We start from the raw sequence: 19,437 nt of genomic DNA on the forward strand, positions 1-19,437 counted from the left end.
ACGATGGTCGATTGCGCCATTCCCCTCCGGGGAAATGGAAGTTATTTCCAGGTTACATCACCCACAAAAATATATCCCGCGCCGTAGATAGTTTTGATCAATCGCGGGTTCTTGGGGTCCTCTCCCAGCTTGGTCCTCAGCCGAGAGATACGAACATCCATGGCGCGGTCGAAACTGTCACCGGCACCGCCACCCAGCGATTCCTGCATCTGGGCGCGGCTGATCAAACGTTTGGGGCTTTCCAGAAACAGGCGCAGAACCTCGCCCTCGGCATGGCTGAACGGTGTCTCGACGCCTGAGCCATCCTCAAGAACATAACGATCGAAATACGCCGTCCATCCGTTGAACGTCGCGACGTCGGAATTCGGCGCCTGCCCGCGCGGAGACCGCAGCCGGGCGCGGATGCGCGCCACAACTTCGGTCGGGTCGAATGGCTTGGTAATGTAGTCATCCGCCCCAAGTTCCAGCCCCGTGACCCGGTCCTGTACCTGAGCCCGGCCCGAAATGATGATGACCGCCGCCCCTTGTTCAAGCGCCAGCCTGTGGACCAGTGCCAACCCGTCCGTATCCGGCAGGGACAAATCCACCAAACAGACATCCGGTGTGACGCGTTTCAACGCAGCCTCGAACTCGCGTGCGCGGGAAAAGCTTTGGGTGCGGAATCCGGCCTCTTCCAGCGCATCGGTCAGGATGCGACGGATCTCGGGTTCGTCATCCAGAATGGTCACCAACGGCTGGGTCATCAAGCGGCCTCGGTTCGGATAAGCGCGGACAATTGCGCCTGCGAGAAGGGTTTACTCAGCACGGGCGCTTTGGCAAGGGCCTGCCGATGCAGCGGGTCGGAATAAGGCAAAGAAGTCATGAGGATACAGGGCAATTCCGTTGGAAGCTGCGCCAGCATGTCCAGGCCCGTAGCGGGCCCTTCAAGCCGAATGTCGGACAGCACCATGACAATCCCTTCGACATTTGCAGTCAACGCAAGCGCCTCATCGGCCGAGGTCGCCTCGATCACCGAATGGCCAAGATCGATCAGCATATCCCGGAACTGTCCGCGCAGGTCATCGCTGTCTTCGACCAAAAGCACCAGACCATCCTGTTCAGGGGGGGCAGGCCGGTAGGGCAGCCGCAGCACGACCGATGCGCCAGAGGGCGTATTGCGCAGGTTCAGATCACCGCCTGCCAGCTTAACCGTGTCGTAAACCATCGGCAGACCAAGGCCCGAGCCATCGCTGCCTTTGGTGGTGAAGAACGGGTTCAGCGCTTTGTCCAGCGCTTCTGACGAAAAGCCGGGACCTGTGTCTGACACCGTGATCTCGACCCAGATATTGCCGACCGTGTGGGCGCTGATCGTGACCTGACCAGACGTGCCGCAAGCATCCCGCGCGTTCAGCACAAGGTTCAGCAACGCGTCCTGCAACATACCCGGATCCAGCATAAGGGCCTGATCCGGCAAGGTATTGACAACCGACAGGCCAACACCGCGCGGCAAAGACGGGGTGGCGACAATCCGCAAATCCTCGAGCAGACGGCGCATATCGGTGGCTTTGGGCTGCGGCGTGCGATTGCCCGTCATATCGGCGATCCGGTTCAGCAACTGACCACCCCGCCGCGCCGTTTTCTGGGTTGCGGCGACCAGAGCGCGGGCGTCCTCGGGCAGGTCCATCTTGGTCAGCTGGGACTGCATCCCAAGGATGATCGTCAGCAGGTTGGAAAAGTCATGCGCCAGCCCGTTGGTCATCTGCGCGGCCATCTCGCGGCGGCGGGTCTGTTGCAGGGCAACGCGGGCCTGCGTTTCTTCGGTTATATCCACCGACATGACGTAAACACCCCCTGCCCCGTCCGGCGTGAATGAGACTCGGATACGGCGGGAATCCTGATCTTCGGTGAATTCAAAAACAGACGTATTGCCGTCATACGCCCTTTGCAGATGGCTTTCGACGCGGGCAAAGGCGCTGGTCCCCAATGCCTGCGAGATATGCAGACCCAGAATATCCGATGGCCGCCCGGGCATGACCGAACTGAGACGCCGGTTCGAGTAATCGTATCGTCCTTCGGTGTTCAGATGAGCAATATGGGCCGGCATCATTTCGGTGGTCATCCGCGTGCGGGCTTCGATTTCGGTCAGCTCGCGCTTGGCCTCTTCCAGCGCTGTGATCGTGGCCGCCAACTGGCGGTTGGTGGCTGACAATTCCTCGGCGTGGGTCAACAATTGGCCGGACAGTTCCTCGGATCGGGCGCGCAGCAGGTTTTCAGCGCGTTTTGCTCCGGTAATATCCGTGTAAACGGCCACCCAACCACCTTGCGGCAATGGCGCACCTTCAATCGAGATCACCTGACCATTTGGACGCACGCGCTCCATATAGTGCGGTTCGAAGGCCAGAGCCTGATTGACCCGCACCTTGACCATTTCCTCGACGCTGTCCTCGTCGCCGTATTCCCCTCGACTGGCCAAACAATAGATGGTGTCGCGGAACAATGCGCCCGGTTGCACCAGTTCGTCGGGAAGGTCGAACATCTCTTGAAACCGGCGGTTGCTGAGAACCAGCCGCAACTGGCTGTCATAGATCGACAGGGCCTGACCAATCAGGTTCAGCCCGGCGGTTGTCATCGCCTTGATGCGTTGTTCCGAAATGTCCAAAATCACCCTCCCCCGCAGGTTATCCGTAGCACCAGACAGCCCGCAGGTGTAGGGGGCTGATTACCCGTGCAGGGGTTTGTTGTTGGCGGCCCTGTAGGCTTCGACATATCCACGCGCGACGGCCCGGACGGCGCGGCCAATCTGCGAATAGGCCTCGTCCGGAAGGTTGGCAAAGGACACGCGCGCCGACCAGCCCGGGGCGTCAAACCCGCTACCGTTCAGCAGGACGATGCCGTGATCCTCGGCCAGTTTGAACGCAATATCCAGCGGGTGGACGTTCTGCTTGATCCAGTCCACGACCTCTTCGCCGACATATTTCCGCAGCCAGAATTCGAAGTCGATGATCCCGTAATAGGCGTCATAGTTCTCGCCTGCATCGACATCGATGCACAAAGCCTCGGTCAGCATTTTGAAGCGGCGATGGACCAGTTCCATGCAGGCGGCCTGATAGTCTTTCTTGGTATCCACCAGCTCGACCAGCGAAAACAAGGTCATCATCACCTGCTGCGGCAGGGACAGCCCCGCCGTGTGGTTCAGCGCCACATCCCGGCTGTCTGCGACCAGACGGTCGATGAACCGAATGTCGCGCGGCGTCAGGCTGAGCGTGCCATAGCGTTTGTCCAACGTCTCTTTGATCTCATCAGGATGGTCAGACAGTTTCAAGTCAAAGATATTGTCCTGCGCGACCGCGATCACGCCCAGTCGCCAACCAGTACAGCCGAAATATTTCGAGTAGGAATAGACCCCGATCGTATTGCGCGGCACGAATCCCATGACCGAGGTGAAATCGTGCACGAAGGTGCCGTAAACATCATCGGTCAGCATGATCAGATCGGGTCGGTCATTTTCGACCAGATCCGCCAGTTTTTGCAGCGAGGCCTTGTTCAATGCAACCGATGACGGATTGCCCGGATTGACCAGAAAGAAGGCTTTGACCTTCGGGTCCTTCAGCTTTTCCACCGCTGCATCGGTCAGTTGAAAACCGTCCTCTTCATCGGTTTCGACATGCACGGATTCGAGGCTGTAATCCTCAAGCTCGGGCATCTCCAGATATGGCGTGAAGATCGGTGTGCACAGGGCGATGGTGTCACCGGAGTTGAGCAACCGGTTTGCCTTGAGCGTTTTGAAAATGTAGCACATGGCCGCCGTGCCGCCTTCGACCGCAAACAGATCGAATTTCGCATCCGGTTGATGGCCGGAACACATGGCCCACATCAGGTATTCATGCGCGATGATCGCGTTGTGTTTCAGGATGCGATCCGGCACCGGGTAATTGTCGCCGATGATGGAATCCGTCAGCTCATGCACAAACGCATCCGCGTCAAAGTCGAAGGCGAAGATCGCGTGTTTGACCACCTCCAGCAGCGTATCGACGCCCGGCGTTTCGGCGTGCGCTTCGGCCCATTTCAACAGACGCTCATGGCATCCGTTCTGCGCGGGCATCCCGCCCAAACCCGCTGGGTGGTTCATGACGCGTTTGGCTTCGGTCACAGCGAACTGACCCAGTGCAAAAAACGCCTCGCGCGGGCGGGTGGCGATCCAGTTGGGGTTGCCACGGCCTGCGTTCAGAAAGGCCGAGTTCGACTTGTGCGCCTCGTCCGAGGCCAGTTTGATCAGCTCATCCTTGATCTGAAAGGGGCTGAGCGCTTCGTAGTCATGCAGTTTCAGTCTGTCCATGAATCCAACCTTTCCAAATCAGCTGAGGATCAAAACGACGACCATACCAAAGATGGTCAGCAGCGTGTTTCCGATGGCATAGGGCATCCCGTATCCCAGCGCGGGAATTCGGCTTTGGGCCGCTTCCTGTATCATCCCCAGCGCCGCCGTGGTGGTACGCGCCCCGGCGCAGGCCCCGAACAGGATGGCCGGGTGAAACTTGAAGACGTAATGCCCGACATAGACCGAGAAGATCATCGGCAAAGACGTCGCTACGATCCCCCACAGCAGCAAGGCAATACCCGCCTGTTGCAGCCCGGCGATAAAGCCCGGCCCGGCGGTGATTCCGATCACGGCAATAAAGACATTCAGGCCTAAAGTGTTCATCAGCCACAATGACGGGCCGGGAATGCGACCAAATGTGGGATGCACAGTCCGCAACCAACCCAGCAAGAGACCTGACAGCAATGCGCCGCCCGTGGTCGACAGGCTGATCGGAAACCCGCCCATGGTGATGGCCAGCGTCCCGACCAACCCACCGAGGAAAATGCCCCAGCCGACAAAGGCCAGATCAGTTGTATCTACGGGCCGGTCGGCATAGCCGATTTCGCCAATCACAGCCTCGACATGACGTTTGCTGCCCAATACCGTCAGAATGTCACCGCGATGCAGCACGGTGCCCGGCAACAGAGGCAATTCAACCATGTTGCGCATCAGCTTCGAGACATAGACGCCGCGCGCCATGGACAGCTTGCCCAACTCCTCCAGCGTTTTTCCGTGCACCTCTTTGTTGGTGATCAGAACATCCAGCTTTTCGGACGGGATGCTCAGCAGTTCCGGCGCGTCAGCCTCTTTCAGCTTGGCTTCGAGCAATCCCACAAGGTCAGCCCGTCGGCCCGAGAACATGACCGTGTCGCCCGCCTGCAGGATCGTATCATCCTCGACCTCGACAATCTGGGCGCCACGTTTGATCCGCTCGGCATAGATGCGGACGCCGGGCATAAGGTCTTTGACGGGTTGGCCCAGAAGATCGCTGCCCTCGGGGATCACGAAGGCGCGGGATTCGATGGCGCGATAGCCCGAAACGATCCCCTCGCCCGTGTCCACTGCTGCCCCACCGCCCAGCTTGGCCTCGTATTCCTTGCAGGCGGCGACCAGATCGACGCCGATCAGACGCGGCCCGATCTTGGCCAGAATGATGGCCGAGCCGATGGTGCCGTAGATATAGGTGACCGCATAGGCAATCGGGATCTGGTTGGCATAGGTTTGCGCCTGCTCGGACGACAGCCCCAACTGGTTGATCTGATCCGTCGCCACCCCAATCGCAGCCGAGATTGTCTGCGATCCAGCATAAAGCCCGGCGGCAAAACCAAGCTCCAACCCGGCAATCTTGGCGGCAAAAACCGGGACGATCAGGCACAGGGCCAGTACGCTGAGCGCAAACAGAACCTCGCGCGCGCCATCGGCCTTGAGCCCTCGGATAAACTGCGGCCCGACGCCGTATCCGACGGCAAAGATAAACATGATGAAGAAAGTGGATTTGACGGCAGAGTCGACCTCGATATGCACCTGCCCGATCACGACAGCAGCCAGCAGAGTTGCGGTTACGGTGCCCAGACTGAACCCGAACAGCTTCCATGGACCAACCAGAAACCCGATGCCGATGGACAGAAACACCGCCAGTTCGGGGTAGCTGCGCAACACATTCACAAACCAGTCGATCATCGCCCATCTCCTGTAACCACGTCACCCCAGAGGCCGGGATACCGTTCATATGAGAAGCCGCAGGCCTTCACACAGGACAATCAACCAATCAAACCGTCACGCTGCCTGGCGGAAAAGAAATCAAATGCATCAAGTCAAGGCGACGATATCGTAAGATATGAATTTGTCTAGGATTTTTCCGAACTCCGAGGCTTAGTACCTATTACGGGACCTTGCGCCCTCATGCGTGATGGAATGCAGCGAAAGGGTGTGATCCATGTTCCGCATCCGATGCCGCAGCATCTGCCGACACAACCGGGCAAGATCATCTGCATAGGCCGTGTCACCGGCGACGTTCTCGAACTCACCCTTGCCGTGATGGTCGAACAGGATCGGCGGCAGGTCGGCTGCAAACTCAATCAACGTGAAGCGATCATCGCGCAGGATGCCCAGACATGAATCGCTGTTGCCCGTCCCCAAGCGCTGTTGCCAAAGGGTCGGGTTCTCTGGCTCGGAAAAATCAAGCTCGCTGAAGGAATAGTTTCGCCAATCGTCGGGCACATTGCCCTGCAATAAGGGTATCAGGGACCGACCGTCCATCTCATTCGGGGCGGATTGCCCGACCCATTGCAGAATGGTCGGCGTGATGTCGATGGATTCAGTGGGAACCGTCACCTCAGCCCCCGCCCGCGCCTGATTTCCGGGCGTCCGGATCATCAGCGGTGTGTGATAGGCCGCGTCGTAGACCGTCATTTTGCCCCAGCTGTGCCGGTCGCCCAGCATCTCGCCATGATCCGCAGTTAGTACGATCAGAGTGTCGTCATATTGTCCGCTATCTTTGAGGTACTGGACCACGCGGCCAATGTGGTGATCCACCTCGGTCGCCAACCCAAAATAGATCGAGCGCAGGGTCCGGATGTTCTCATCCGTTGGTTCGACCGCGTCAAAGCCGTGAACAAACTCTTTCTCGGTGTAGACGTCCAGCTTGGGGCCAAAGAACGGGTGCAGGGATTTTTCGGCCTCGGGCGTGGCCAGCCGGTCAGGCAAAGGCACGCTGTCCGGGTCATACATGGTGTTGTACGGCGCTGGGGCCACCAGCGGAGGATGCGGGCGGATATAGGTCAGATGGGCAAACCAGTTCTGATCGTGATGCGACGCGATACCTTCAAGAAACGCGTCGGTCAGAAAGGCCGTGTCACTGTCCTCGGCCCGATACATCGCCGGGTCGTTTAGTTTGGGCGGCCCACCCGACGGCGAAACCGGCTTGTAGACGTCCATATAACTGTCGAACGCATAGCCCTTTTTCATCAGATGCGCGCGCCAGGGATAGGATTCCTCCAACCGCATCTCGACAACTTCAAGGAAGCCTTCCATCGACTGTTCATAGGTCCGCAGGATCGGATCATTCGGGTCGTAGGCACGCGGGTCTGCCGGGGTGTCGGTATAGCCGAACAGCATCGGCAGATAGCCAGCCTTGCGCATTTCGGTCGCGATATTGGGAATATCGTGGCGCAGCGGCGTACCGTTACGGACCGAGCGGTGGTTCATCGCGTATTGCCCGGTCAACAGCGATGCGCGTGACGGGCCACAGGGGTTGGTCACCGAATAGTGCCGTTTGAACGTCACCGCCTCGGCCATGAAGGATCGCAGATTTGGCAGGTTTACGTGATCCGCCAACGCTCCGAACAGGCAATCTGCCCGAAGCTGGTCGATGATGATGAACATAACTTTCCCAGCCTGACCCATGTCGCGCACCTCGATTCCGCACCCGAGTTTCTGGTGCGGACTGTGTCGCGGAACGACTGACCTCGCAAGAACTTAGTCGAGCTCGTACTTGGTCTCGTAATTTTCCCTCAGCGCCGAGTCCTGATCTTCTTTGCGCAACAGGCAGTTGCCGATCGACAGAACCTCGATATCCGTACCCATGAAGCAGCGGAACGCATCGGTCGGAGTGCAGACAATCGGCTCGCCCCGCACGTTGAACGAGGTGTTCACGACCAAAGAGCATCCGGTCAGGTCTTTGAACTTGGAAATCAGCGCGTGATAGGCCGGGTTCGTGTCCTGATGCACGGTCTGAATGCGGGCAGAGTAATCCACATGGGTCACCGCCGGGATCTCGGATCGTTTGACGTTCAGCTTGTCGATGCCAAACAGATCGTTTTCCTCATCCGTCATCTGGCGGCGGATTTTTTCCTGAACATCGGCCACGATCAGCATATAGGGGCTGTCGCCGTCCAGCTCGAACCAATCCGCGACGTCCTCGCGCAGGACAGACGGCGCGAAGGGGCGGAAGCTTTCGCGGTATTTGACCTTCAGGTTCAGGGTTTTCTGCATCGACTCGGATCGTGGATCCCCCAGGATCGAGCGTGCGCCCAAGGCGCGTGGCCCGAACTCCATCCGACCCTGAAACCATCCGACCGCTTTTCCGTCCGCCAGCGCCTGCGCAGTCTGGTCGACCAGTTCACCGTTTTCGTAGGTAGTGAATTTGGCCCCCGCGCGGGTCAGTTCCTTGGCAATCTCATCATCTTCGAAACGTGGGCCCAGATAGGCCCCCTGCATCTGATCGCCCGAGGTGACCTGTCGTGGGTTCCCCAATTCCTGATGCCACGCAGCACAGGCGGCCCCTAGTGCCCCGCCTGCGTCCCCGGCGGCAGGCTGAACCCAGACGTTGTCAAACGCGCCGTCCCGCAAAATCTTGCCGTTTGCCACGCAGTTCAGAGCCACACCGCCCGCCATGCACAGATTTCGGATGCCGTGTTCGCGCGCCAGATCTCGGGTGATACGCAGCATGATCTCTTCGGTCACGGCCTGAACGGATGCAGCGATATCCATATGAAACTGCGTCAATTGATCGGTTTCGGGCTTGCGCACCGGCTGGCCAAACAAATCCTCAAGCGCCTTGCTGGTCATGGTCAGACCGGCGGTATAATTAAAGTACGTCTGGTTGAGCCGGAACGAGCCGTCCTCTTTCAGATCAACCAGATGTTCGAGGATCAGATCCTTGTATTTCGGCATACCGTACGGGGCCAAACCCATGACCTTGTATTCGCCGGAATTGACCTTGAACCCGGTGTAATAGGTGAAGGCGGAATAAAGCAGACCCAGCGAATGCGGGAAATGCAGTTCCTTGACCATCGTCAGCTCATTGCCGCGCCCGATGCCAACCGTTGTCGTGGCCCATTCACCGACACCATCCACCGTCAGCACAATCGCCTCTTCAAAGGGTGAAGGGTAAAACGCGCTGGCGGCGTGGCTGACATGATGTTCCGAGAACAGGATCTTATCGACGGTAAAATCGGGATCGATTTTGCGAAGCTGCTTGTTCAGCAAATCCTTCAGAAAAAGCTTTTCGCGCAACCAGACCGGCATGGCCATTCGGAACGAATTGAACCCGCGCGGCGCGACTGCGATGTAAGTTTCGATCAAACGTTCGAATTTCAGAAACGGTTTGTCGTAGAACACAACATTGTCCACGTCCGCCAATGTGATGCCTGATTCGGCCAGCACGTATTGGATCGCCTTTTCCGGAAATCCGGGGTCGTGTTTTTTGCGGGTAAACCGCTCTTCCTGTGCGGCGGCCACGATCTGGCCGTCGCGCAACAATGCTGCGGCGCTGTCGTGATACAGCGCGGAAATGCCCAAAATGTACGTCATAAGATCAGAACAGCGTGTAGACGAACGGCGCAATGGCCGAACCTTGGCTAAGGACGATCAGCCCTCCGAATACACCCAACATGACAAAGATGGGCAGCAGCCAAAACTTCTTTCTGACCCTCAAAAACGACCAGAGCTCGGAAACGAATGTCACGTCTGGTACTCCCTTCTTTAAAACTGTTGTTTCATGCTGCCAGGCTGGTCCTTACGGACGACCCAATAGCTATCTGCACTGCTGTCTAGCCTTTCGGACAAAAGGTCTTTGCCCAACAAACGCGCCACAAGGCCAAACGGCACAAAGGTGGTGATGAAGACCAGAAACATCACGACAGGCGCGACAATGGCCCCCAACAGCATACCAAACTTGAACCAAAGCCGGTTCGGTTTGGCCAAAACCTGCGGGGCAAGAAAGGTCAGCGCAAGGATGATCCCTGCAATAGCAAGCAGTATCCAACGCGGAGACCCGCCGCCAAATACAGGCCACAGGGCAATGATCAGAAAAACCGCTGTGAAGACAAATCCGAACCCGCGCTCGGACCCGATTTCGACATCAACATTCGCGTGATGGTCAGACATGACACACAACCAAACAACTAAAACTCAACCACATGTAATAAGGTAGCATTACCTTCGGTTGAAACAAGTGAATTGGGTCACAATGCGACCGGGAATCTGCCCTCTGACGCCAAGCAGTGTCACACCCAGGCCATTCTGATCCCCCAAATCCCCGCGAAAGCGCACAAAGCCGTTGCAGCCCGTGGGCGTTTTCCGTCACATGTCCTCATGACGCCGCCCAAGATCACCTCTGAGCGCGAAAGCACCGGCACACATGTGCGCATTTCGGGCGCGCTGTTGACGCAGTCCTTGGAAACGGTCGAACGCGACTTCGCCGCGGTTCAGCCAGTTGGCGGCGACGTGACCGTGGACCTGTCGGAAATCGAGGCGTTGGATACCGGCGGGGCGTGGTTGGTGGCGGACCTGTCGCTGCGGTTCACGGCCAATGGTGCGCAGCTTCAGTTTCTGGGGTTGAAACCGGCACATGCCGCTTTGATCGATACCGTATCGCACAACATCCCCGACAAGCCGGGGCGGCTGGCCAAACCCAGGACCTTCGCCGATTGGGTCGAGAGCGTTGGTCGCAGCACCTTCGGGGCATGGAAGGATACGCTGTCGATCCTCGGGTTTCTGGGTCTGACCCTGCACCGGCTGGCCCGCACGATTGCAATGCCATGGCGGTTGCGGCGGGCGGCCCTGTTCACGCATATGGAAGAAACCGGGTTCAAGGCCCTGCCCATCGTGGCGCTGATGGGGTTTCTGATCGGCGTTGTTCTGGCCTTTCAGGGCGCCACGCAGCTGAAACAGTTCGGGGCCGAAATTTTTGTGGTCGAACTGATCTCGATCTCGGTTCTGCGCGAGTTGGGGATTTTGCTGACCGCGATCATCGTCGCGGGCCGGTCAGGCTCGGCCTTTACCGCCTCAATCGGGTCGATGAAGGTGCAGGAAGAAATTGACGCCATGCGCACGCTGGGTCTGGACCCGATCGAGGTTCTGGTGGTGCCACGTGTTCTGGCCCTGCTGATCATGTTGCCGATTCTCGGCTTTGTCGCCGACATGGCCGGGCTGTTCGGCGGCGCGTTGATGAGTTGGATCGATCTGGGCATCAGCCCCGGCATGTTCATCACGCGCCTGAACGAAAGCACCGATGTCTGGCAACTGGCCGTTGGCTTGATCAAGGCCCCGTTCTTTGCGCTGGTCATCGGGGTCATCGCCTGCTGGCAGGCCATGCAGGTCAAAGGGTCGGCGCAAAGCGTTGGGCAACGCACCACCGCCTCGGTCGTGCAGTCGATTTTCATGGTGATCGCCATCGACGCGTTGTTTTCGATCTTCTTCTCAGAGCTGGGGATCTGACATGGACGGCACCGTGCAGCATCAGACAACCCCGGTGGATGCACAACGCGAGGCGGTGATCCGTGTGCGTGGGCTGCGCAATCAGTTCGGGCCGCAAGTGGTGCATGACGACCTGAACCTTGACGTATGGCGGGGTGAGGTTCTGGGCATCGTCGGCGGCTCGGGCACCGGTAAATCGGTACTATTGCGCACGATTGTTGGGCTCAACACACCGGCGGCGGGCAGTATCGAGGTTCTGGGCGTCGATGTGCTGAACGGCCCCGAAGAAGATCGCCGCCGCATTGAACGCCACTGGGGTGTCGCCTTTCAGGATGGCGCGCTGTTTTCTTCGCTGACTGTGCTGCAAAACGTCATGGCCCCGCTGCGCGAACACACTGGCATCAGCGAACGGTTGATGGAGTCGCTGGGCGCATTGAAAATCAGCCTGGTCGGACTGCCACAGCTGAGTTGCGGCAAGTTCCCGTCGGAACTGTCGGGCGGTATGCGCAAACGGGCGGCACTGGCGCGGGCGCTGTCACTGGACCCCGAAATCGTGTTTCTGGACGAACCCACCGCCGGGTTGGACCCCATCGGTGCGGCTGCTTATGATGCCCTGATCCGCGAGTTGCAGCAGGCGCTGGGACTGACCGTCTTTATGGTCACGCACGATCTGGACAGCCTCTATGCGATCTGCGACCGGGTCGCCGTGCTTGCAGAAAAGCGCGTGCTGGTCGAAGGTCCGATTGAAGAGATGATCAAGGTCGATCATCCTTGGGTACAGGAATACTTCACAGGCCCCCGCGCCCGCGCGGCGCAGGACAAAGGGCAGGACAGGTAGAGGCGATGGAAACCCGGGCGAATTACATTCTGATCGGCGCGTTCACCCTTGCGGGCATTCTGGGGGCCTTCGGCTTCTTCCTGTGGCTCGCCAAATTCGAAGTGACCCGCCAATACGCCTATTACGATGTGCTGTTCGACAATGTCTCGGGCCTGTCGGCGGCGGGCGGCGTCAGCTATAACGGCCTGCCGGTCGGGCAGGTTATATCCTTGAATCTGGATGAGGACGATCCGTCGAAGGTTCGTGTGCGCATCGAGGTGGACGCCGATATTCCGGTCACCGAAGAAACCATTGCGCAGTTGCAATCGCTGGGGGTGACCGGGGTCGGCTATGTCGAGCTAACCGGCGGCTCCACCTCGGCAGCGCGTTTGCCGCAGGACAGCGTGATCAAAAGCAAACGCAGCACCATCCAGTCCCTGTTTGAAGGCGCGCCCAAAGTGCTGGACGAGGCCGTGACCCTGCTACAGGAACTGAACTCGGTCGTGGATGAGAAGAACCGGAAGGCCGTATCCGACATTCTGGAAAACCTCGCCTCGGCCACCGGTCGGCTGGACAAGACGCTTTCGGATTTCGAATCCGTCTCGGCCAATATCGGCAATGCGGCGCAGGATATCGGGGTGTTCACCAAAAAGCTGGACCCGTTGATCAGTTCCGCTGAATCCACCCTTGAAACCGGAACGGACACATTGAAATCGATCAAAACCGCTTCCGACACCGCAAAAGAGGCGCTGGATGAGGCCAAGGTGACCCTGACGACGACCAACCGCGTGATCGAACAGGATATCCGCCCGTTCATCGAACGCGGCTCGGATCTGGCCGAGAACCTCACCCGGTTGTCGCAGGAGGCTGGCGCATCCCTCAGCGTGATCACCGAGACTGTTCTGAACGCCAACACGACTCTTGGATCGATCACCTCGACCATGGACTCGGCCAAGGGGGCGCTGGCCTCGGCAGAGCGGGCCTTTGACTCGGCCAATCAGGTGATCGAGACCGACGTCGCCCCGGTGGCGCAGGATATTCGCCGGGCCGCCAATCAGGTGACCGAAACCGTCGCAGGCATTACCGACAAGATCGACAAGATCTCTGACGACGTGCTCAGCGCGTCGAATTCCGCGAAAGAGCTGCTGGGCACTATCGACGGGGTGGTGCAGGACAATCGCCGTCAGGTGTCTGATTTCCTGCGGGTTGGATTACCGCAGTTCATTCGGTTTATTGAAGAATCCCAGCGTCTGGTCATCAGCCTTGATCGCCTGGTCGACAAGGTCGAACGCGACCCGGCACGCTTTTTGCTGGGCACCCAAGCATCGGAGTTCCGTCAATGATAAGGCCCCTTATTCTATCCCTGGTGGCTGTGATACTGGGCGGCTGCGCCGGTTTGGGCACGTTGCAGCAGGCCTCAAAACCGAACGACCTGTATCTTTTGACGCCGAAAAGCACGTTCGCATCCTCGCTGCCGCGTATCCAGAAGCAGATCGTGGTTGAAGAACCCACCGCAACAGCGGCTGTGAACACCGATCAGATCGCGGTGCAACCAACCCCTTTGCAGGTTCAATACCTGCCCCGCGCGCGATGGGTGGATCGGGCTCCGCTGATCGTGCAGGCGCTGCTGGTCGAAAGCTATGAGAATTCAGGCAAGGTTGCGGCTGTTGGTCGTTCAACCGTGGGTCTTCGCGCCGATTATGTCATCGCGCCGGATCTACGCGAATTTCAGGGCATCGTGGTGTCCGAGACCGAAAACGGCAAAACCGTCCGCATCGAAGTCCGTATGAACATCAAGATCATCGATGAATATGAAGACAAGATCATCGCCTCAAGCTCGTTTCAGGAAAACGTAGTGGCCACCAGCGATCAGACGCCCGATCTGGTCAATGCCTTCGACGTCGCGTTGGGACGAACGATGCGGGACGCGGTGGAATGGAGCGTGCGCCGGATCAATACGCACGCTGCCAATAACCCCCGTTCGACCGTTAACTGACGCCGTCAGAACTGCGCGGCTGACGCGCGCTGCCAATCCGTTGCATATTCGGGCGGAATCGTGTCGGACAGAAACGCGCCTTCATCGACCAGCGTGTATAGTTCGGCGTAGGAATACTCTCGTTCGTCCGCTGTACGGCGGCGGATGTCAGCGAGCGTCAGTTCGGACACTGTCTGTTTCCCCATCGCGCCCAGCAACTCGCGGAAGCTTTCCAAAGTGGCATCATGATAGCGATGCACCCGCTGGCGTTTTTGCGGAACATTCACTGCGCGGCCCCGGATCGGGTCCTGTGTGGCCACGCCCGAGGGGCAGCGATTGGTGTTGCAATGCAGCGCCTGAATGCAGCCCACCGCAAACATCATCGCGCGCGCGGCATTACACATATCCGCGCCAAGGGCGAATTTTTCGACCATGTCATAGCCGGTGGCCACTTTGCCCGAGCATATGATCCGGATCTTGTCGCGCAGCCCGGCACCGCGCAGGCAGTTGTTCACGAAGATCAACGCCTCGTTCAGCGGCATCCCCAGACGGTTGGTGAATTCAACCGGCGCTGCCCCGGTTCCGCCTTCCGAGCCGTCAATTGTGATGAAATCTGGCAGAATTCCGGTTTCCAGCATGGCCTTGCAGATCGCCATGAACTCGGACGGGTTGCCGATGCACAGTTTGAAGCCGATCGGCTTGCCGCCTGACATCTCGCGCAGATGCTGTACGAATTCGATCAACCCGGTGGGGCCGTCGAAAGCGGAATGAACGGGGGGTGAGATCACATCCTGATGTTCGGGCACGCCCCGGATCTCGGCGATTTCCTTGTCGACCTTCGCGGCCGGAAGCACCCCGCCATGCGAAGGCTTTGCCCCTTGCGAGAGCTTGATTTCAATCGCTTTGACGACGTCTTTCTTGGCTTTCTCCGCGAACTTGTCCTTGTCAAACCCACCTTCGGGCGTGCGACAGCCGAAATAGCCGGTGCCGATCTGCCAGATGACATCGCCACCTTCGGCCAGATGATGCGGCGACAGCCCACCTTCGCCCGTGTTATGCGCAAACCCGCCATCCTTCGCCCCGCCGTTCAGGGCCCGGATCGCATTGGCGCTGAGCGCGCCAAAGCTCATGGCCGACACATTCAGGCGCGACGCGTCATAGGGTTTGTCGCATTGCGGCCCGCCCAGCATCACCCTTTCTTCGCTTTCATGCACATCCTTGGGCGCAAGTGAGTGGTTGGCCCGATGGTAGCCCACAGTCAGGATGTCATATTGGGTACCAAACGCCTGCGTATCGACCTGACCCTTGGCGCGGGAATAGACAAGGCTGCGAATGATCCGGTTGTAGGGCCGCCCGCTTTCGTTGGTTTCCACGAAATATTGCCGGATCTCGGGGCTGACAAATTCCAGCATGTACCGAAAATGCCCCAGCACCGGATAGTTGTTCAGCACGTTATGCTTGGTGGTCAGCATGTCATACATCCCGATCACGGCGTACGGGATCAAAATGACCAGCAGCCAGTGCGCCGGGGACCAGAAAAAGCCCAGGATCGCCACCAAGGGCAGACAGACGAAACTCAGAAAATAATAGAGCCTGCGTACAACCATTCCTGATCTCCTTGGGTGGGTTGTTGGTGGGGACGGTCTGAAACGCATCTGAATTAGACCGAAGGCGTTGACGCCAAAGTGAAACATCTTGGCTTTTGATTGCAAGCCCTTAGGTGTCGCGGAAACAAACCGGTCGGGAATGTGAAGCCACGTTACAGGTTTGATTGATCCCGCGGTTCGCGCACAGTATGCCGGTCAAGCGACAGCAATAGGCGGGACGGGTGGCGGGACCAAACGGCAAGACTGCGAAACATGGGCGTGTCCTGATGTTCCTATCCGTATTCGTGGGCGGGGCGCTTGGGTCGCTTCTGCGCGAACTGTTTGCGCTGGAAATTCCCGGCGTGCCCATCCTGACCGCAACCTTTGGCATCAACATCTTCGCGTGTTTTGTGCTGGGCTGGCTGTATGCCATCCGGCACCGGGTCCACGCGCATGTTCTGCATCTGGGGGCCGTCGGGTTCTGTGGCGGGCTGTCGACGTTTTCCTCATTCGTGGCAGAACTTGACCGGCTGGCCCAAACCGCGCTTTGGACGGCCCCCGCTGCTGCGGCGCTTGAGATCGCGTTTGGTCTGGCTGCGGCCCTTGTGGGTGAGGCATTGGGGCGGTGGTTTCATGCAAAAGGTGGGCGGCAATGATTGACCTGTACCTGCATGCGATGTTCGGCTTGGGCGGCGGGCTTGGTGCGGTTCTGCGCCATTGGCTGGCATTGCGGGTCACCCATGCCCTGCCCCTGTCCACGCTGATCGTGAACGTACTGGGCAGTCTGCTGCTGGGCCTGTGGATCGGCTATCTGGGCGGTCCGGTCGAGATGGGGGAAGAGCAGAAACGCTTGGTTTTCGGCTTTTGCGGCGGATTCACCACGTTTTCTAGCTTTGCCTATCAAACGCTGGAATTGCGCCGCGAGCGCACGCTTGCACTGGCAGCAGGTAATATCATGGTCAGCCTTATTCTGTGCTGGGGGGCCTTGTGGCTGGGGTTGGTGCTAACCCGCTAATGGGCATGTACCTGAGCCGTTGTGCCCGGCTTCGGGGCCCGGCAGAAAAACAACAACGGCAAGGTCGCCAGCGCCAGCAGCCCCAGATTGTTGAACACGGTCAGGTACGAGATCATCTCGGCCTGTCGCGCGATCTCTTGCCCCAGAATGGCCGCGCCTTGGGCACTGTCCGGTGTCAGCCCCAAGGGCGCCAGATAAGCCTGTGCCGCCGGGTTATAGGGCGTGACGTTCTGGCTCAGCACCGCGGTATTGGTCTGCAATCCCCGCACGACCCAAGTCCCGACCAGTGAAATACCAACCGATGAGCCCAACTGACGGGTGACGTTGAACAGGCCCGAGGCCTCGTCCTGCCGCGCTTTGCTGATGCTCTCGAAGGCCAGAATGGACATCGGGACAAAGACAAGCCCCATACCCAGACCGCTGATGATGCCGGGAATGGCCAGTTCCCAGAATCCTGCATTCAAGTTCAGCATCCCCATCATGAAATTGCTGATTGCGGTCAGCGTCATTCCGACCCCGGCCAGCACACGGGGGTCAAACCGTTTCACCAGCAGGGCACCGGTTGCGACCATGGACACTCCGGCCGCAAGACCACGCGGGATGAACAGGTGGCCGGATTCGATGACCGGATAGTCCAGCAGCGTCTGAACAAAGGTCGGTAAAATGGCGATGCCGCCATAGAGCGACACCGCAAACCCCACGATCACCAGATTACACAGGGCAAAGTTGCGGTCCGCGAAAAGGCGCAGATCAACAACCGGAGTTTTTGCTGTCAGGCAATGTACGATCAACCCCAGCGCGCCCAGAACCGACGCAACAAGCGCAACCTGAATAATGCGCGAGGACAGCCAGTCCTTGGTCTCACCCTGATCCAGGATGAATTGCAGGCACCCGATGCCAAGGGCCAGAAGCGCAAGGCCCTGCCAATCGATCTTCACCTCTTCGGTCTCGTCCTTCGGCAGCTCTCCGGCCAGCAACAGCAGCGCCATGGCCGCAATCGGCAGGTTCACGAAAAAGACCATCCGCCACGAGAAATACTCGGTCAGGATCGCGCCCACCGTAGGGCCCAGAACCGGGGCCACGACTACACCGAGGCCAAATACGGCCATCGCCTCGCCCCGTTTTTCGCGCGGGAAGGCGTCGAACAGAATGGATTGCGAAAGGGGGATCAGGAAGGCCCCGAACATGCCTTGCGCCAGTCGGAAGAACACGATGGTCTCAAGGCTCCAGGACAGGCCGCACATGATCGACATGCAGGCAAAGCCGGTCACGGCGGTCAGGATCAAGCGGCGTCGCCCGACCCGGCGCGCGACAAAGCCGGTCAACGGCATTACCACTACCGCCGAGACGATATAACTGGTCAGGATCCACGTGGCCTGATCGGTTGTGGCTCCGAATGCGGCCTGAATATGCGGCAGGGCCACGTTGACGATTGTGCTGTCCAGAACTTCCAGAATGGCACTGCAGACCACAGCAACCACGATCACCGGATTGACGTGGCTGCTTGTCATGCCGGTCATTGCGTTGCTGCTGTCGTGTCCACGACCACCTTGCTGCTGCCACCAACACGCAGGGGCGCATCGGTCGGATCAAGCTCGATCCGAACGGGGAAGCGGCGGGTGACCTTGACCCAGTTGCCGCTGGAATTCTCGGAGGGCAGCAGCGAGAATGTATCCCCCGACCCGCGCCCGATCGAGGCGACTTTGCCCGTCAAAGTCACACCCGGCAGCATGTCGATCTGAACCGTCACCGGCTGACCGGGACGAATGCGCGGCAGCGCGGTTTCCTTGAAATTCGCATCGACCCACCAGTCTGCGGATTCGACGATGGAAAACTGCGGCGCATTGGCGGACACCGATGATCCGGGCCGCAGGGTCAGGTTGGCAATCCAGCCATCGGCGGAAGCAAAGACTTTGGTCCAGGCCAGATTGGCCTTGTCGATCTCCAACTGCGCCCGCGCCGACAGGATATCGTCCTGCTTCGCCGCCAGCCCGCTTTGCAACGCCAAAAGGCTGGACTGGCTGCTGGTCAATTGTGCCGAAGCCTGCGCGAAATCCGAGGTTGTCTGATCCAGCGAAGACTGCGCCACATCCCCTGTCGAGAACAGAACCTTGGCGCGTTCCAGCGCCTTTTGCGCTGTGTCATAAGCGGATTGCGCGCTTGCGACCGATGCCTCGGCGGCCGCAATCTGAGTTGCGTATGATTTGGCCTGCTGCTCGGCGCTGTCCAGATTGGCCTTGGACTGATCCACCGACGCCTTGAACTGCGTGTCATCTATGGTGAACAGCAGATCGCCGCTTTTGACCGCTTGGTTTTCGTCAACATGTACCTCTGCCACCTGCCCGGTTACCTGCGGCGCGATGTAGATGATATTCGCGCCGACATAGGCGTCTTGCGTGGACGGATACCTCTCTTCATGTCGCCAGAACAGGAACAGCCCCGCACCAATCGCGGCAAGCATGACAAGAATTGCGACCAGCTTCAGCGACTTCATAACTCAGACCT

The 19,437-nt window shown here is 58.8% G+C and carries 17 protein-coding genes; 6 read left to right on the forward strand and 11 right to left on the reverse strand.

The genetic code is table 11. The features are described 5' to 3' along the window. Positions 1 to 41: 41 nt before the first annotated feature. The 8 genes from ACR0LW_RS07675 to ACR0LW_RS07710 all read right to left on the reverse strand — a co-directional run bounded on the left by ACR0LW_RS07675 (position 42) and on the right by ACR0LW_RS07710 (position 10,228). Positions 42 to 743, reverse strand: coding sequence for a response regulator transcription factor (locus ACR0LW_RS07675; RefSeq protein WP_170453739.1), 702 nt, complete (start codon positions 741 to 743; stop codon positions 42 to 44). Continuing rightward, positions 743 to 2,638, reverse strand: a complete 1,896-nt coding sequence (locus ACR0LW_RS07680; RefSeq protein ID WP_480584556.1) for a hybrid sensor histidine kinase/response regulator — start codon at positions 2,636 to 2,638, stop codon at positions 743 to 745. The genes ACR0LW_RS07675 and ACR0LW_RS07680 overlap by 1 nt, the downstream gene beginning before the upstream one ends. A 60-nt stretch (positions 2,639 to 2,698) precedes the next feature. After that, complete coding sequence (locus tag ACR0LW_RS07685) at positions 2,699 to 4,315, reverse strand: bifunctional aspartate transaminase/aspartate 4-decarboxylase (protein ID WP_480882131.1); 1,617 nt, start codon at positions 4,313 to 4,315, stop codon at positions 2,699 to 2,701. A gap of 18 nt (positions 4,316 to 4,333) precedes the next feature. Next, the gene (gene aspT, locus ACR0LW_RS07690; protein WP_480882132.1) at positions 4,334 to 6,019 is read right to left on the reverse strand and encodes an aspartate-alanine antiporter; all 1,686 of its coding nucleotides are present in this window, start codon (positions 6,017 to 6,019) and stop codon (positions 4,334 to 4,336) included. Positions 6,020 to 6,211: 192 nt separating this feature from the next. Beyond that, positions 6,212 to 7,744 (reverse strand): sulfatase-like hydrolase/transferase, encoded by a 1,533-nt coding sequence (locus tag ACR0LW_RS07695; protein WP_480882133.1) that lies wholly within the window; start codon positions 7,742 to 7,744, stop codon positions 6,212 to 6,214. A 72-nt stretch (positions 7,745 to 7,816) separates the two neighbouring features. Further along, the gene (locus ACR0LW_RS07700; protein WP_480882134.1) at positions 7,817 to 9,652 is read right to left on the reverse strand and encodes a carbamoyltransferase family protein; all 1,836 of its coding nucleotides are present in this window, start codon (positions 9,650 to 9,652) and stop codon (positions 7,817 to 7,819) included. 4 nt (positions 9,653 to 9,656) lie between these two features. Then, positions 9,657 to 9,806, reverse strand: coding sequence for a DUF5989 family protein (locus ACR0LW_RS07705; RefSeq protein ID WP_170453733.1), 150 nt, complete (start codon positions 9,804 to 9,806; stop codon positions 9,657 to 9,659). Between the two features lie 17 nt (positions 9,807 to 9,823). Beyond that, complete coding sequence (locus ACR0LW_RS07710; protein ID WP_170453732.1) at positions 9,824 to 10,228, reverse strand: SxtJ family membrane protein; 405 nt, start codon at positions 10,226 to 10,228, stop codon at positions 9,824 to 9,826. Positions 10,229 to 10,435: 207 nt separating this feature from the next. Here ACR0LW_RS07710 and ACR0LW_RS07715 point away from each other — a divergent pair, with 207 nt between their 5' ends. The 4 genes from ACR0LW_RS07715 to ACR0LW_RS07730 are packed head-to-tail and all read left to right on the forward strand — an operon-like array spanning position 10,436 to position 14,352. Then, positions 10,436 to 11,560, forward strand: coding sequence for an ABC transporter permease (locus tag ACR0LW_RS07715; protein ID WP_480882135.1), 1,125 nt, complete (start codon positions 10,436 to 10,438; stop codon positions 11,558 to 11,560). Between the two features lies 1 nt (position 11,561). Further along, the gene (locus ACR0LW_RS07720; protein ID WP_480882137.1) at positions 11,562 to 12,377 is read left to right on the forward strand and encodes an ABC transporter ATP-binding protein; all 816 of its coding nucleotides are present in this window, start codon (positions 11,562 to 11,564) and stop codon (positions 12,375 to 12,377) included. A 5-nt stretch (positions 12,378 to 12,382) separates the two neighbouring features. Next, positions 12,383 to 13,699 carry an MlaD family protein gene (locus ACR0LW_RS07725; protein ID WP_480882138.1) on the forward strand — a complete coding sequence of 439 codons (1,317 nt, stop codon included), beginning with the start codon at positions 12,383 to 12,385 and terminating at the stop codon, positions 13,697 to 13,699. Positions 13,700 to 13,722: 23 nt separating this feature from the next. Next, on the forward strand, positions 13,723 to 14,352 hold the full coding sequence (locus ACR0LW_RS07730) for an ABC-type transport auxiliary lipoprotein family protein (RefSeq protein WP_480882139.1): 630 nt from the start codon (positions 13,723 to 13,725) through the stop codon (positions 14,350 to 14,352). A 5-nt stretch (positions 14,353 to 14,357) separates the two neighbouring features. Here ACR0LW_RS07730 and ACR0LW_RS07735 read toward each other — a convergent pair whose 3' ends face one another. Next, positions 14,358 to 15,938 (reverse strand): FMN-binding glutamate synthase family protein, encoded by a 1,581-nt coding sequence (locus ACR0LW_RS07735; protein WP_480882140.1) that lies wholly within the window; start codon positions 15,936 to 15,938, stop codon positions 14,358 to 14,360. Between the two features lie 221 nt (positions 15,939 to 16,159). Here ACR0LW_RS07735 and ACR0LW_RS07740 point away from each other — a divergent pair, with 221 nt between their 5' ends. Together ACR0LW_RS07740 and crcB are read left to right on the forward strand one after the other, a co-directional pair. Further along, positions 16,160 to 16,573, forward strand: a complete 414-nt coding sequence (locus tag ACR0LW_RS07740; protein WP_480882141.1) for a fluoride efflux transporter FluC — start codon at positions 16,160 to 16,162, stop codon at positions 16,571 to 16,573. Then, positions 16,570 to 16,932 (forward strand): fluoride efflux transporter CrcB, encoded by a 363-nt coding sequence (gene crcB / locus ACR0LW_RS07745; protein ID WP_480882142.1) that lies wholly within the window; start codon positions 16,570 to 16,572, stop codon positions 16,930 to 16,932. The genes ACR0LW_RS07740 and crcB overlap by 4 nt, the downstream gene beginning before the upstream one ends. Here crcB and ACR0LW_RS07750 read toward each other — a convergent pair. Both ACR0LW_RS07750 and ACR0LW_RS07755 read right to left on the reverse strand, forming a co-directional pair. Further along, positions 16,929 to 18,452 (reverse strand): DHA2 family efflux MFS transporter permease subunit, encoded by a 1,524-nt coding sequence (locus tag ACR0LW_RS07750; protein WP_480882143.1) that lies wholly within the window; start codon positions 18,450 to 18,452, stop codon positions 16,929 to 16,931. The two genes, crcB and ACR0LW_RS07750, sit on opposite strands and share 4 nt — an antisense overlap. Then, entirely contained in the window at positions 18,449 to 19,426 is a 978-nt protein-coding gene (locus ACR0LW_RS07755; RefSeq protein WP_170632252.1) for an HlyD family secretion protein, read from the reverse strand. Before ACR0LW_RS07755 ends, ACR0LW_RS07750 begins: the two co-directional genes overlap by 4 nt. Positions 19,427 to 19,437 lie beyond the last annotated feature (11 nt).

Source organism: Ruegeria sp. N4, from assembly GCF_056531425.1.

Bases quoted from the DNA above. Each gene is read 5' to 3' on its own strand.
- ACR0LW_RS07675 (WP_170453739.1), bottom strand. From the start codon at position 743: ATGACCCAGCCGTTGGTGACCATTCTGGATGACGAACCCGAGATCCGT.
- ACR0LW_RS07685 (WP_480882131.1), bottom strand. From the start codon at position 4,315: ATGGACAGACTGAAACTGCATGACTACGAAGCGCTCAGCCCCTTTCAG.
- aspT (WP_480882132.1), bottom strand. From the start codon at position 6,019: ATGATCGACTGGTTTGTGAATGTGTTGCGCAGCTACCCCGAACTGGCG.
- ACR0LW_RS07695 (WP_480882133.1), bottom strand. From the start codon at position 7,744: ATGGGTCAGGCTGGGAAAGTTATGTTCATCATCATCGACCAGCTTCGG.
- ACR0LW_RS07700 (WP_480882134.1), bottom strand. From the start codon at position 9,652: ATGACGTACATTTTGGGCATTTCCGCGCTGTATCACGACAGCGCCGCA.
- ACR0LW_RS07710 (WP_170453732.1), bottom strand. From the start codon at position 10,228: ATGTCTGACCATCACGCGAATGTTGATGTCGAAATCGGGTCCGAGCGC.
- ACR0LW_RS07715 (WP_480882135.1), top strand. From the start codon at position 10,436: ATGACGCCGCCCAAGATCACCTCTGAGCGCGAAAGCACCGGCACACAT.
- ACR0LW_RS07720 (WP_480882137.1), top strand. From the start codon at position 11,562: ATGGACGGCACCGTGCAGCATCAGACAACCCCGGTGGATGCACAACGC.
- ACR0LW_RS07725 (WP_480882138.1), top strand. From the start codon at position 12,383: ATGGAAACCCGGGCGAATTACATTCTGATCGGCGCGTTCACCCTTGCG.
- ACR0LW_RS07735 (WP_480882140.1), bottom strand. From the start codon at position 15,938: ATGGTTGTACGCAGGCTCTATTATTTTCTGAGTTTCGTCTGTCTGCCC.
- crcB (WP_480882142.1), top strand. From the start codon at position 16,570: ATGATTGACCTGTACCTGCATGCGATGTTCGGCTTGGGCGGCGGGCTT.
- ACR0LW_RS07750 (WP_480882143.1), bottom strand. From the start codon at position 18,452: ATGACCGGCATGACAAGCAGCCACGTCAATCCGGTGATCGTGGTTGCT.
- ACR0LW_RS07755 (WP_170632252.1), bottom strand. From the start codon at position 19,426: ATGAAGTCGCTGAAGCTGGTCGCAATTCTTGTCATGCTTGCCGCGATT.